Below are 14,233 nucleotides of genomic sequence, written 5' to 3' on the forward strand. Positions count from 1 at the left end.
CTGCTCAGGCTCCGGTGCCGTCCCGGCCGGGCGCGGGGACGGGCCCGGTCGAGTCGCGGACGACCAGTTCGGTCTGGAGCATTACCTGTGCGGTGGTGCGACGGTCGCCGGCCGCCGCGCCCCGGCCCCGGGCGCCACGCGGCGCGTCGGAGTCGAGTTGCAGCAGCATGTCGACGGCCGTCCGGCCGGCGGCCGCGGTCGGCGTGGCCACCGTCGTCAGCTTGGGGCGGGTGAGCCGGCTCAACGCGATGTCGTCGACGCCGACGACGCTGACGTCGTGCGGCACCCGCGCCCCGAGCGCGTCCAGCCCTTCGATCAGGCCGATCGCCATCAGGTCGTTGTAGGCGAGCACGGCGGTGACGCCGCTGCGGCGTACCTGTTCGGCGATCGCGCCGCCGCCGGTCTCGGTGGGCTGGTTGGGTCCGAGGACTGTCAGTTCCGCTCCCCCGCCCCGGGCGGCGGCGGTCGCGGCGCGGCGCATCTCCCGGGCGGTCCAGGAGCCGCGCGGGCCGCCGAGCAGCGCGATCCGGCGGTGGCCGAGCCCGAGCAGGTGCTCGATCGCGGCCCGGGCGCCCTGCCCGACGTCCATCATCACGCAGGGCAGGCCGGCGACCTGGCGGTTTATCACCACCACCGGGACCTCGCGGCTGACCTGCTCGATCAGGCTGTTGCTCATCCGGGGGCTGCACAGCAGCACGCCGTCGACCTGCTTGGCCAGGGCGTGGACGAGGTCCTCCTCGGCGACCGGGTCCTCGTTGGTGTCGGCCACGAACACGTGGTAGTCGCGGTGCCGCGCCTGCCCCTCCGCCGCCTTGATCAGCGGCGGGAAGAACGGGTTGGCGATGTCGGCCACGATCAGGCCGATGTTGTGCGTACGGCCGGTGATGAGGGCCCGGGCGGCCCGGTTGGGCCGGTAGCCGAGGTCCTCCGCGCAGGCCAGTACCCGGACCCGCGTCTCCGGGTTGACCAGGTGCGGGGCCGAGAACGTCCGGGACACGGTGGAGATGTGCACACCGGAGGCGCGGGCGACGTCCCGGATGGTGGCTGGCACGGCGGGCTCCCTCGTCCGATGTGGTGGGCGTCACGGGTGCCGCCCATTAATGCAAACGGTTGCGCCCGTGTCAACGGTCCATTGTTGCGGCTCGATTGCGGCGATGATCCCGGTGGGCGCGCGAAACCCCATCAATGCGGATGGATAGGGCGGCTTGGCCGCCATCCGTTGACGACGCATCCATCGTCATGGTTTCTTCGGCTGCAAACCTTTGCAGCCGACTGGCGGGGAGGCCGACGTCATGTCACCACCGGCCCGGGAACGGGTCCGCCACGCCCTGGTGGGTGCCGGGGCACGCGCCGAGATGTTCGTCAGTGCCCTCGCGCTCGACCACGCCGACACCGCCGAGCTGGTAGCGCTCGCCGACGTCAACCACACCCGGATGGACGCCCACAACCGCTGGCTGGCCGAGCTGGGCCACCCGCCGGTGCCCACGTACGCCGCCGGTGACTTCGCCGCCATGCTCGCCAAGGAGCGGGTCGACGTGGTGCTGGTGACCAGCGTGGACGCCACCCACGACGAGTACGTGACGGCGGCGCTGCGGGCCGGCTGCGACGTGGTCGTCGAGAAGCCGATGACCGTGGACGCGCAACGGTGCCGCCGCATCCTGGACGCGGTCGCCGAGACCGGCCGGCGCGTCACCGTCGCGTTCAACTACCGCTACAACCCGCTGCACGAGCAGGTCCGCCGGCTGCTGGCCGACGGCGCGGTGGGCGAGATCGGGTCGGTGCACTTCGAGTGGCTGCTCGACGTGCGCCACGGCGCCGACTACTTCCGCCGCTGGCACCGCGACAAGTCCGTCTCCGGCGGGCTGCTGGTGCACAAGTCCGGTCACCACTTCGATCTGGTCAACTGGTGGCTCGACGCCCGGCCGGTCGAGGTGCACGCGTACGGCCGGCTGTTCTTCTACGGCGCGGACGGCCGCCGGCACGGCTACGCCCGCGACTACGACCGGGCGCACGGCTCCCCCGCCGCCGACGGCGACCCGTTCGCGCTGCGCCTGGCCGACCACCCGAGGCTGCGCGAGCTGTACCTCGACGCCGAGGCCGAGGACGGCTACCACCGCGACCGCAACGTCTTCGCCCCCGGCGTGACCATCGAGGACGACCTCGCGGTGCTGGCCCGCTACGACACCGGCGCCACGATGACCTACCACCTCACCGCGTACGCCCCCTGGGAGGGCTACCGGGTCATGGTCAACGGCAGCCGGGGCCGCCTCGAACTGGAGGTGACCGAGAGCGACCACGTCAGCCCGTCCGTCGCCGGTGCATTGAAGGGCGCCGCGCTGCACGGCGACGAGGCCGCCGTCGAGCAGGGCGCGGCCCGGCTCACGCTGCGCCCGTTCTGGGCACCGCCACAGGAGATCCCGGTCGAGGGCTGGACCCGGCGCGGGCACGGCGGCGCTGACGCCCGGATGACCCGGGTGCTGCTCGGCGGCGAACCCGACCCGCTCGGCCGGGCCGCCACCGCCCGCGACGGCGCGCTCGCCCTGCTCACCGGCCTGGCCGCCAACCGCTCACTGGAGACCGGCGCGCCCGTCCGGGTCGCCGACCTGCTCACCCTGCCCTGACCGAGGAGCCCTCGCTGTGCCGATCATCCCCCGCGGCGACCTGCTGCTGCCCGCCGAGCCCGGGCTTCGCGCCCTGGCCCGCGAGCTGTACGCGCTCGCCGCCGAGCAGCCGCTCATCTCCCCGCACGGGCACGTCGACCCCGGGCTGCTGGCCGAGGACCAGCCGTTCCCCGACCCGGCCCGGCTGCTCATCGTGCCCGACCACTACCTGACCCGGATGCTGCTCAGCCAGGGCGTACCCCCGGCCGACCTGGGCGTGCCGAGCGTCGACGGCAGCCCGGTGGAGACCGACGGGCGGACCATCTGGCGGCGCTTCGCCGCGCACTGGCACCTGTTCCGCGGCACCCCGTCGCGGCTGTGGCTGGAGCAGACGTTCCGGCACGTGTTCGGCGTCGACACGCCGCTGAGCCCGGCCACCGCCGACGCCGTCTACGACGCGCTCGCCGCGCGCCTCGCCGAGCCGGGGTTCCGGCCCCGGGCGCTGTTCGAGCGCTTCGGCATCGAGGTGCTCGCCACCACCGAGTCGCCGCTGGACGACCTGGGCCGGCACGCCAAGCTCGCCGCCGACGGCTGGGGCGGGCCCGGCGGCCGGGTGGTCACCACGTTCCGCCCCGACGACGTGGTGGACATGGAGTTCGGCGACTGGGCCGCGAACGTGGACCGGCTCGCCGAGGTCTCCGGCGAGGACACCGGCACGTACGCCGGATACCTGGCCGCGCTGCGGGCACGGCGGGAGGCGTTCGCCGCCGCCGGGGCCACCTCCACCGACCACGGGCACCCGACCGCCCGTACCCTCGATCTCTCCCCGGCGGAGGCCGCGGCGCTCTACGACAAGGGGCGGCGCGGTGACGCCGACGCGGCCGACGCGGAGGCGTTCCGGGCGCACATGCTGCTGGAGTTCGCCCGGATGTCGCTCGACGACGGCCTGGTCATGCAGCTGCACCCCGGCGCGGTGCGCAACCACAACCGGTGGCTGCACGCCCGGCACGGCCGCGACGTGGGCGGCGACGTGCCGCAGGCCACCGAGTACGTGCACGGCCTCGCCCCGCTGCTCGACGCGCACGGCAACGACCCCCGGCTCACAGTGGTGCTCTACACGCTCGACGAGGACACGTTCACCAGGGAACTCGCGCCGCTCGCCGGCGGGTACGCGGCGCTGCGCCTCGGCGCGCCCTGGTGGTTCCTGGACTCCCCCGAGGTGCTGCGCCGGTTCCGGGAGGCGGTCACCGAGACCGCCGGGTTCTACAACACCGCCGGGTTCGTCGACGACACCCGCGCGTTCTGTTCCATCCCGGTACGCCACGACGTGGCCCGCCGGGTCGACGCCGGCTTCCTCGCCCGCCTCGTCGCCGAGCACCGGCTGACCGGGGACGAGGCCGCCGAGACCATCGTCGACCTGGCGTACCGGCTGCCGAAGCAGGTCTTCAAGTTCGGAGGCGGGCCCGCATGACCACGATCGTCGACGTCGAGGTGCACGACGTGCGCTTCCCCACCGCCGCCAGCGGCGACGGCTCGGACGCGATAAACAGGGGCGACTACTCGGCCACGTACGTGGAGCTGACCACCGACGGCGGGCCGACAGGCACCGGGTTCACGTTCACCAACGGGCGGGGCAACGAGATCACCTGCGCGGCGGTCCGCGCGCTCGCCCACCACGTCCGGGGACGCACCGTCGCCGAGATCGCCGCCGAGCCCGTGGCGTTCTGGCGCTCCCTGGCCGCCGACGTGCAACTGCGCTGGCTCGGCCCGGAGAAGGGCGTGATCCACATGGCCACCGGCGCGCTCGTCAACGCGGTCTGGGACCTGCGCGCCAAGCTCGCCGGAAAGCCGATGTGGCGCTTCCTCGCCGAGGCCCCCACCGACGAACTGGTCGCGACTGTCGACTTCCACCACATCACCGACGCGCTCACCCCCGACGAGGCGGCGGCCATCCTCGACAAGGGACGCGACGACCTGGCCGACCGGCTCGCCGGGCTGGAACGCGACGGGTTCCCCTCGTACACCACATCGGTGGGCTGGCTCGGCTACCCGGACGAGCAGGTGCGCGCGCTGACCCGCGACGCGTACGCCCAAGGGTGGCGCGCGATGAAGATGAAGGTCGGCGGGCGGATCGAGGACGACCTGCGGCGGGCCCGGATCATCAGGGCCGAGATCGGACCGGACGCGCTGCTCATGATGGACGCCAACCAGGTGTGGGACGTGGACGAGGCGATCGCCGCGATGGGCGTGCTCGCCGCTGTCGACCCGTACTGGATCGAGGAGCCCACGCACGCCGACGACGTGCTCGGGCACGCCCGGATCGCCCGCGCGGTCACCGAGCTGACCGGCGGTCGCTGCCGGGTCGCCACCGGCGAGGTCGCCGCCAACAAGGTCATCTTCAAGCAGCTGCTCCAGGCCGAGGCGATCGGCGTGATGCAGATCGACGCCTGCCGCGTCGGCGGCGTGGACGAGGTGCTCGCCGAACTGCTGCTGGCCGCGAAGTTCGGCGTGCCGGTCTGCCCGCACGCCGGTGGCGTGGGCCTGTGCGAGTACGTGCAGCACCTCGCGATCTTCGACCACCTGCGGATCGGCACCAGCCTGGACGGCCGCATGGTCGAGTACGTCGACCACCTGCACGAACACTTCACCGACTCGGTCCGCACCCGCGGCGGGCGCTACCTGCTGCCCACCGCGCCCGGCTACAGCGCCACCATGCGCCAGGAGTCGATCGCGCGGTTCCGCTTCCCGGACGGCCCGGCATGGCGCTGACCCCCGACCGGCTCGGCCTGGCCACGCTGCGCCACCTGCCGCCGGAGTCCCGGCCGCTGCTGCGCCCCGGCACCGTGCCGGCCGGCATCGTCCACCTCGGCGTCGGCGCGTTCCACCGCGCCCACCAGGCCGTGCACACGGAGGCGGCGGTCGGCGCGGCCGGCGGCGACTGGGGCATCATCGGCGTCGCGCCGCGCAGCACCGACGTGGTCGACGCCCTGGCCGCGCAGGACTGCCTGTTCAGCGTCACCACGCTCGCCGCGGACGGCGCGGACACCCGGGTGGTCGGCGCGCTCACCGGGGTACGGCACGCCGCGAGCGACCCGGACGCGGTGGTCGGCCTGCTCGCCGACCCGGCGATCCGGGTGGTCACGCTGACGGTGACGGAGAAGGCGTACCGGCTTGATCCGGTGACCGCCGCGCTGACAGTGGACGCGGACCTGACCGCCGACCTGACCACCGGCCGTCCCCCGCGTACCGTGCCGGGTCTGCTGGTCCGCGGGCTGCTCGCCCGCGCCGCCGCCGACGCCGGGCCGATCGCGCTGGTGAGCTGCGACAACCTGCCCGCCAACGGGCGCCGGCTGCGCGGGCTGGTGGAGCAGTGCCTCGCGCTGGCCCGGGTGCCGGACGCGAGCGCCGAACGGGTGCTCGCGGCGGTGACCTGCCCCGGCACCATGGTCGACCGGATCGTGCCGGCCAGCACCGACGAGACCCGGGACACCGCCCGGCGGGCGCTGGGCGTGACCGACCTGGCGGCGGTCGCCGCCGAACCGTGGTCGCAGTGGGTGATCGAGGACGACTTCCCCGGCGGGCGTCCGGCCTGGGAACGGTCCGGCGCGATCCTCACCGGCGACGCCGGCCCGTGGGAGCGGCTGAAACTGCGGGCACTGAACGGCGTGCACTCCGCCACCGCGTACCTCGGTGCACTGGCCGGCGCGGAGACGGTGGCCGAGGCGCTGACGCTGCCGCACCTGGACGCGGTGCTGCGGCGGCTGCTCGCCGAGGAGATCGCGCCCAGCTTCACCCCGCCGGCCGGCGCCGACGTGGCCGACTACGGCGAGCAGGTACTGGCCCGTTTCGGCAACCCGGCGATCCGGTACCGGACGACGCAGGTTGCCATGGACGGTTCGCAGAAGCTGCCGCAGCGGGTGCTGCAGACCGTCGCCGACCTGCGGGCGGCAGGACGGTCGGCGCGGTGGAGCGCGCTCGTGGTGGCCGCGTGGCTGCGGTTCCTGCTCGGGTACGCCGACGACGGCCGGCCGCTGCCGCTGGACGACCCGCTCGCCGACCGGCTGCGCGCCGCCCTCGCCGCCGGAGCGCACACCCCGTCCGGGGTGGTGGACGCGGTCTTCGCGCTGCGCGAGGTGTTCCCGGCCGACCTGGCCGCCGACGAGGAGTTCCGCGCCGACGTGACCGGCTGGCTCACCGCGCTGGAACGCCACGGCGTCCGGGCCACGCTGGCGGACGCACGGTGACCGGCGGCGTGCCGGGTGGGCGGCGACCCGGCGGGGGTCGCCGGTGAGCGGCAACGACCCGCCGCGGGTGGCGCTGGTCGGGGCGAACGGGCACGGCCGCTGGCACCGCCGGGCCATCGCGGAGCTGCACGCGGCCGGGCGGGCGCGTCTTGTCGCGCTGGTCGACGTGCGGCCGCTGGAGACCGAACCGGAAGCGCCGGTCCCACCGGAGGCGGCCGTCCTCACCGACCACCGCGCCATGCTCACCGACTCCCGGCCCGACGTGGTGGTGATCTGCACGCCGCCGCACACCCACCTGCCGATCGCGCTCGACGTACTGGCCGCCGGGGCGGACCTGCTGCTGGAGAAGCCGCCGGTGCTCGACCTCGCCGAACACCTGACGCTCACCGAGGCCGCGGACGCCGCCGGCCGGGCCGTGCAGGTCAACTTCCAGGCGCTCGGCTCGGCCGCGCTGACCGAACTGACCGGCGCGCTCGGGCGGCTCGGCCCGGTCACCGGCATCGCCACGCTCGCCGCCTGGCAGCGTCCGGACGCCTACTACGCCCGCTCCCCCTGGGCCGGACGACGAACCGTCGACGGCCGCCCGGCGCTGGACGGTGCGCTCGCCAACCCGCTCGCGCACGCGCTCATGCAGTGCCTCGCCGTCGCCGAATCGGTCACCGGCGCGCCGGTACGCCCGGCCCGGATCGCTGTGGAGCGCTACCGGGTCCGCCCGATCGAGGTGGACGACACCACAGTGCTGCGGCTGACCCCGCACGCCGGGCCGCCGGTGCTGGCCGCGCTCACCCTCGCCGCCGAGGAACACGTCCCCGGGGAGGTGCTCGTCACCGGCGAGCGTGGACGGGCGCTGCTGGAGTACCCGACCGACCGGCTGCGACTGCCCGGCGACGACGCGCCGCGCCCGGTGCCCGGCCGCCGAGGGCTGCTGGCGAACCTGCTCGACCACCGCGCGGACGGCACACCGCTGATCGCGCCGCTGGCGCGTACCGAGCCGTTCACCGCGGTGCTGGACGCGCTGCGGGACGCCCCCGTTCCCACGCTGCTCGACGGGGACCTGGTACGCGAGGCGGGCGACGGGCCGCAGCGGGTGCGGATGGTGCGGGGCGTCGGCGCGGTGCTGCGGGCCGCCGCGGAGACCGGCGCGCTGCCGTCCGAGGCGGGCGTGCCGTGGGCGGCCACGCCGTACGTGGTGGACCCGCCCGCGCAGTGAATGTCCCTCCAGGAGAACGGAACGAGTCATGCGTACCCGAACCGCAGTCGTCGCGGCGCTGACCGCCGCGCTCGTCCTCACCACCGCCGCGCCCGCGCCGGCCGCACCTGGTGAGCCGTCCCGGGCCGCCGAGCTGATCGGCCGCCAGGCCCTCGCCGCGAACGACGGCTGGGCCGCCGCGGGCACCGGCACCACCGGCGGGTCGGCCGCCGAGCCGGACCGGGTACGCGTCGTGCGTACCCGCGCCGAGCTGGTCGACGCGCTCGGCGGCGACAACGCCACGAACGCCGCCGACGCCACCGGAAAGATCGTGTACGTGGCCGGAACCGTCGACGGTTTCGAAGGCCCGGACGGCACAACGCTGGACTGCGCCGACCTGGCCGACCCGGAGTACTCGCTACCCGCCTACCTGGCCGCGTACGACCCGGCGACCTGGGGCCGGACGAACCCGAGCGGGCCGCTGGAGGCCGCCCGGGTGCGCTCGGTGGCCGCGCAGACCCGGCAGACCCAGATCAACGTCGGCTCGAACACCACGATCATCGGTTTGCGCGGCGCCCGGCTCACCGGCCTGACGCTGATGATCGACCGGGTGGACAACGTGATCGTACGCAACATCGAGTTCGCCGACGCCCGCGACTGCTTCCCCGCCTGGTCCCCTGCCGACGGCGACACCGGCAACTGGAACTCCCAGTACGACCAGATCTCGGTGCGGCGCAGCGAGCACGTCTGGATCGACCACAACACGTTCACCGACGGCGACAACCCGGACAGCGCGCAGCCCGTCTACTTCGGCCGGCCCTGGCAGGTGCACGACGGCTCGGTGGACGTCACGCACACGGCCAGCCTGGTCACCGTGTCCTGGAACCGGTTCACCGGCCGGGACAAGGTGATGCTGATCGGCTCGTCGAACACCGTCGGCCCGGACGTGGGCCGGCTCGACGTCACAGTGCGGCACAACCTGTTCGACGGCACGCTGCAACGGCTGCCCCGGGTGCGGTTCGGCCAGGTCGACGTGCACGAGAACCACTACCGGCTCGGCGGTCCCGGCTTCGCGTACGCCCTCGGCGTCGGCGTGCAGTCCGCCCTGTACGCGGAGAACAACTTCTTCACGCTCACCGGCGACACCACCCCGGCCGACCTGCTCTACGACTGGGGCGGCACCGCGCTCACCGAGCGGGGCAGCTGGGTCCGGCAGGGTGACCGCCTGCCCCGGCCGGTGAGCCTGCTCGCCGGGTACAACGCCGCCCACGACCCGGACCTCGGCGGCGACGCCGGGTGGACGCCCACGCTGCGCGCCGCCCGGCCGCTGCCGACCCCACTGGTCCCGTTCGTCGTGGACGCCTTCGCCGGGGCCGGCAGACTGCCGCTCTGACCTGCGCCGGAACCCACCCCGGCAACCGGGCCGGCGTCCCCCGGGGGATGCCGGCCCGGCGTCGTCACCGGCCCGCCGGCTGACACGCCGCCGCCGATGCGCGATGATCACGTTGACGGACATCGCCGCCGGGGGAATGAATCGGCGGCCACCGGGGACAACAAGGTGAGAATCAGGCGGTGAGAGCGCGAGTGGGCGCCCAGGCCCGGGGACGGGCACGGGACGGAGGGCCGGACGTGACGGGTGGGACATCCGGCGACGTCGGCCCGGTCCTCACCATCGACCTACCGGCCGACCCGGCCCGGCTCGCCGCCACCCGGGAACGGTTGCGCGGCTGGCTGCACGCCCAAGGCGTGAGCGAGTGGGACGTCGACACCGTCCTCATCGCCACCGGCGAGGCGTGCGCCAACGCCATCGAGCACGGCTACCGCTTCGCCCCGGAAGGCATCACCACCCTGCGGGCCGAGCTGCGCGGCGACCGGCTGGAGATCGAGGTACGCGACCGCGGCGGCTGGCGCGCGGCCGACGGCGACGACAGCGGCGACCGGGGGCGCGGGCGGCTGATCATGGCGCGGGTGATGGACGAGGCCACCATCGTCGGCACGCCGGAGGGCACCTGCGTACGCCTGGTCAAGCGCCTCACCCCGGGCGACTGACGCAAACCCCCTCCTCGCAGCTCTCGCAGGGGTTAGCCTCGGCCCGGAGATTTCGTGAGCGTCGCTCGCCTCCGCCGAACGGCGGCATGCGGGCCGGGGGGTGCCGGCATGCGGGGTCCGCTGTGGCGCGGCTGGCTGTGGACGCCGCGTGTCTGGGTCGCGATGACCTTCCGCCGGGCCGGCACCTGGTACGGGAACCGGTCGCAGCGGCAGCGCCGGAGGGCGGCGACCCGTCCCGCGGCTCCAGCCCGGTGGTGGCACCGCCCATGGTGGTGGCTGGTGCTGGCGGTCGGCGCCGCGGTGGTGGTGGGCTTCTGGGTGCTCACCCAGTTCGTGCTGCCGTTGTGGAACGTGACCGTCGGGCACTGGCGGGTCGAGCAGCTCCCGCCCCTGGCCTGGGTGCAGGACCGTTTCTGCACCGGGCCCGCGAACCAGGGGCAGTGCAAGAAGATAAGCGGTTTCCTCGGCAAGATCCTCGCGGTGGCGATCGTCTTCGTCGGCTTCTACCTGCTCACCTTCGTCCGGGTGTACCGGCGGTACCAGCGGATCGCCAAGCACCATCCCGAGGACCTGGTGGGCACCTCGAACGACACGCTCGCCGACATCGTCGGACGCGACGAACTGTGCGAGGTGCTCATCGAACGGATCCGTGACCCGGACGTCCGGTGCCCGATGGTCCTCGTCGGCGGCGTCGGCGCGGGCAAGACCGCAGTGATGCTCCGGCTGACCCACGAGCTGGCGCGACGCGGCGTCGTGCCGGTCGCCCTCTCGCTGCGCGACGTGAAGGACGTCGGCTCCCTCGACTTCGAGAAGGCGGCGCGCGAGCAGTTCACGCAGTTCGTCGACCCGTACCTGTGGAACGGCGGACAGGCCGACCGGTTGTGGCGCCAACTGCGGTGGAGCAACAAGATCGCGGTGCTGGCCGACGGGCTGGAGGAGTTGGGCGGGCAGGACCGCGAGGGCCAGGAGGGCCAGCACGACAGCGTGCTCCGCCAGGCGTTCACCCGGGCGGCGCAGAACCGGCTTCCGCTGATCGCCGCCGCCCGCCCGTACGATCCGCTGCGCAGCATGCCGGCGGTCGTGATCGGGCTCGAACCGCTCAGCGAGACCCACGCGCTCACCTTCGGCCTGGACAGCGACGACCCGGCGCCGAGGCCGTCCCGGATGACCGTCGCGCACCTGATCAACGACGCCGACGTGACCGAGTCACCCGTCTACCTGAAGGTCATCCGGGACCTCAACCGGCTCGGGCGGCTACCGGAAGGGCTCGGCAGCCACCGCGAGACCGGCGGATCGGTCCGTCCGGTGGACCGGGCGAAGATCCGCCGCCTCCTGCTCGACGCGTGGCTGCAGGCGCTCGAGGACGGATACATCTGCGAGGACTTCGCGCACGATCCGAAGGAACGCCGGCACGCCCTGGACGTGGTGTCCGCCTTCGCGTGCGTGGGCCTGCTGCGCAAGTCGCTGAACGTGACCTACGACCAGATGACGAACGCCCGCGACGGCGGAACGGAACTCGGGACGGCGCTCGGCATCGTCGTATCCCACCTCGAAAACCAGGTCAGGGACGGGCTCGACGCGCGAAGTCGCGCCGACCTCGTCACCGCCGTCACCACCGCCGGTGAGTTCTCCCTGGTCACGCTGCATCCCGACGGCATGCGCTTCCAGCACGGCGTGATCCAGGCATACCTCGGTGCCCGGTTCCTGTCCGACGCGCAGATGCGCAACGCCCTGCTGCCCCTGCTCGTTCCGGACGAACCGAGCCGGGAAGCGCTCATCGCGCTGGTTCTCCTGTCCCGGGAGCCGGGCCACGACGCGTTCAACTCCGGTCTGGTCGAACGGTTGCTGCGCCGCGCCGACGCCGGGCGCAACCCCTGCTGGCGGCTGGAGATGTACGCGACCGCGTTCGAGGTGGACGCCGCCACCGACCGTCCGCAGCAGGAACGGATCGCCGCGCAGATCGAGGCGGGCTGGTCCGATTTCCAGGAGGGCGACGTCGGTGACCGCCCGCTGGACGAGGCCAAGCTCGCGCTCGTCCGGCGGTGGGGGGATGCCGCCCGGTACCTCGCCGAACGCCGTCGCCGGGACGGGTTGCCGAAGCCACCGTCCGGACTGCCGTCCAGTTACGCCAGCCTCTTCCGCCTCGCTGCCGGGGAAGCCTCGTACCGGGTCCAGCTCGCCGCCGCGCGCGAGATCGGGCTCGGCGGCGTGGACGCCGCGGAGGCACTACGACCCGAAGGCGGGGCGGGCCCGCGCCTGCCCGACCGGTACGCCGTCGCTCCGGCGATCTGGCCGCAGCGGCTGCGGGCGTGGATCGCGCCGTTGCTGCTGCTGTCGGTCGACCGCGACACCGAGACCCCGGCCAGCCGGCGACGGGCCGGGCGTCAGCTCGACGCCTGGCTCGACGCGCTCGCGGCGAACCGTGACCTCCGCGACGACCGGCGGCTCGGCCTCAGCCTGGAGATCGCGCTGGCGCAGGGATTCCGCATCGCGGCGAACGTCCGGCACCTGCCGATCGGCCGGCAGGACGCCGACCGCAGCTTCCTGGTCGAGAAGGCCGAGTTCGCGTTGGCCCACTCCCGTTTCTGGTACAGCCACCTGGTGCTGATCCAGGCGCTGACCCTGCTGTCGCTGCCGATGAACCCGAGCGAGCCGCTGCCGAAGCGGGGGGCCGGCGCCGATCCGGTCGGCCTGGTGCAGCACTGGTTGCGCACCGCGGGCAGCGCCGTCGCCGATCGTGAGCCGTGCCCGGCCCATCCGTTCCTGCTGGCCGCGGCGCGGCTCTGCATGTCGGCGCTCGTCACCCGGCAGCCGGAACGGTTCTGCTGGATCGAAGAGGGCGAGACGGCCGGCCGGGTCGGGTCGTGCAGCCCGTCGCCCGAGGTACGGCGCAACCAACGGCTGTGGATTCCCGACTCCACCGGCTGGAGCGTGCTCGAACCTACTGCCGAACGGCTGCTCGCCGACGTCATGCTGCTGCTGAACCTCGCCGACCGGGGCGAATCGGTGAAGCAGCGCGAGGAACGTCTGCACCGGGCGGACCGGTGCGATCTCCCGCCCTGTATCACCGCGGACCGGGAACCGCTCGAGCCCGAACGCAGCACCCGCCGGGCCGATGCCTGCGTACCCGGCGCGACCTGCCTGGACGACTGCGCCTTCCGGCTGTGCCCGCTGCCGGCCAGGGGCGAGCCGCTGCCGCACCGGATGGACCAGAACTTCTGCGGCCGGCAGGCCGACCTGACCTCGTGGTGGTATGCGTTCTCCGCCCGCGCGCCCTGGCAGAACGTACGGCACGCACGGATGCGCCGGTTCTGGAGGCAGATGTCGCGCCGCGACCTGCCGAAGTGGCGCCGCTGGTGACATACCGGCCACGGTGTCGGACGCCGGATCCAGCGAAGATCGGCTATAAGGGACGCATGGAGTTTCCCGCGTACCTCGCCACCATGCCGATGCACGCGATCACCGAGATCCACGGCGAGCCCGGCCTGCTGGCCCGGTTCCGGCTGGAGATCGAGGCGTTCGACGAGGCCGCGCGCGACCGGCTGACCGAGGCGCTCGACCTGGCCGCCGACCTGCACCGCGACGACCGGCGGGTACGCGAGCCGTACCTCAACCACCTGCTGCGGGTGGCGATCCGGCTGATGCACCACTACCAGGTGCGGGACGTGGACGTGATCGTCGCCGGGCTGCTGCACGACGCGGTCGAGGACCACCCCGCCGAGCTGGCCGGGCTCGACCCTTCGGCCACCGGGCCCGACGTGACCTCGGCGGCGCTCGCCGCGCTGTCCGGCCGGTTCGGGTCGCGGGTCGCCCGGCTGGTCGCGGCGGTCACCAACCCGGCGTACGACCCGGGCCGGGACCGCGACGAGCAGTACCGGGAGCACGTGGCGGCCAGCCTGGAACGGGAACCCTGGGCGCGGGTGATCAAGGTGTCCGACTTCACCGACAACGGCGTGGGCGTGATCCACACGGTCGGGCCGAAGGTGGCCCGCGCCGCCGCCAAGTACCGCCCGCTGGTGCCGGTCTTCCGTGACCTGGTCGCCCGCCCGGACACACCACTGTCCCCGCCGGTCAAGCAACACATCCTCGCCCAGCTCGACCTGGCCGAGGAACGCTTCAGCGCCATCCTCGACCACCCCGCCTGACCCCTC

The 14,233-nt window shown here is 73.7% G+C and carries 10 protein-coding genes; 9 read left to right on the forward strand and 1 reads right to left on the reverse strand.

Annotated features, from left to right (window positions below; genetic code table 11):
• Positions 1-4: 4 nt before the first annotated feature.
• Positions 5-1,051 (reverse strand): LacI family DNA-binding transcriptional regulator, encoded by a 1,047-nt coding sequence (locus OC439_RS01370; protein WP_262011790.1) that lies wholly within the window; start codon positions 1,049-1,051, stop codon positions 5-7.
• A gap of 241 nt (positions 1,052-1,292) precedes the next feature.
• Between OC439_RS01370 and OC439_RS01375 the strand changes: the two genes are divergently transcribed.
• From OC439_RS01375 to OC439_RS01415, 9 genes are all read left to right on the forward strand, one after another.
• Complete coding sequence (locus tag OC439_RS01375) at positions 1,293-2,621, forward strand: Gfo/Idh/MocA family protein (RefSeq protein ID WP_262011791.1); 1,329 nt, start codon at positions 1,293-1,295, stop codon at positions 2,619-2,621.
• Between the two features lie 16 nt (positions 2,622-2,637).
• On the forward strand, positions 2,638-4,071 hold the full coding sequence (gene uxaC, locus OC439_RS01380) for a glucuronate isomerase (protein ID WP_262011792.1): 1,434 nt from the start codon (positions 2,638-2,640) through the stop codon (positions 4,069-4,071).
• A complete protein-coding gene (locus OC439_RS01385; protein ID WP_262011793.1) occupies positions 4,068-5,369 on the forward strand; it encodes an enolase C-terminal domain-like protein in 1,302 nt (433 codons plus the stop codon). The genes uxaC and OC439_RS01385 overlap by 4 nt, the downstream gene beginning before the upstream one ends.
• On the forward strand, positions 5,360-6,844 hold the full coding sequence (locus OC439_RS01390; protein ID WP_262011794.1) for a mannitol dehydrogenase family protein: 1,485 nt from the start codon (positions 5,360-5,362) through the stop codon (positions 6,842-6,844). Before OC439_RS01385 ends, OC439_RS01390 begins: the two co-directional genes overlap by 10 nt.
• Positions 6,845-6,887: 43 nt before the next feature.
• Positions 6,888-8,054 (forward strand): Gfo/Idh/MocA family protein, encoded by a 1,167-nt coding sequence (locus tag OC439_RS01395; RefSeq protein ID WP_262011795.1) that lies wholly within the window; start codon positions 6,888-6,890, stop codon positions 8,052-8,054.
• A 28-nt stretch (positions 8,055-8,082) separates the two neighbouring features.
• Positions 8,083-9,426 carry a polysaccharide lyase family 1 protein gene (locus OC439_RS01400; protein ID WP_262011796.1) on the forward strand — a complete coding sequence of 448 codons (1,344 nt, stop codon included), beginning with the start codon at positions 8,083-8,085 and terminating at the stop codon, positions 9,424-9,426.
• 236 nt (positions 9,427-9,662) lie between these two features.
• Positions 9,663-10,082, forward strand: a complete 420-nt coding sequence (locus OC439_RS01405; RefSeq protein WP_262011797.1) for an ATP-binding protein — start codon at positions 9,663-9,665, stop codon at positions 10,080-10,082.
• A 108-nt stretch (positions 10,083-10,190) separates the two neighbouring features.
• Positions 10,191-13,442: a hypothetical protein gene (locus tag OC439_RS01410; RefSeq protein ID WP_262011798.1), complete on the forward strand. Its 3,252-nt coding sequence runs from the start codon at positions 10,191-10,193 to the stop codon at positions 13,440-13,442.
• A gap of 56 nt (positions 13,443-13,498) precedes the next feature.
• Complete coding sequence (locus OC439_RS01415) at positions 13,499-14,227, forward strand: HD domain-containing protein (protein WP_262011799.1); 729 nt, start codon at positions 13,499-13,501, stop codon at positions 14,225-14,227.
• Positions 14,228-14,233 lie beyond the last annotated feature (6 nt).

The sequence above is a fragment of the Micromonospora sp. Mcm103 genome (assembly GCF_024519755.1).
GTDB classification, from domain to species: Bacteria; Actinomycetota; Actinomycetes; order Mycobacteriales; family Micromonosporaceae; genus Micromonospora; species Micromonospora aurantiaca.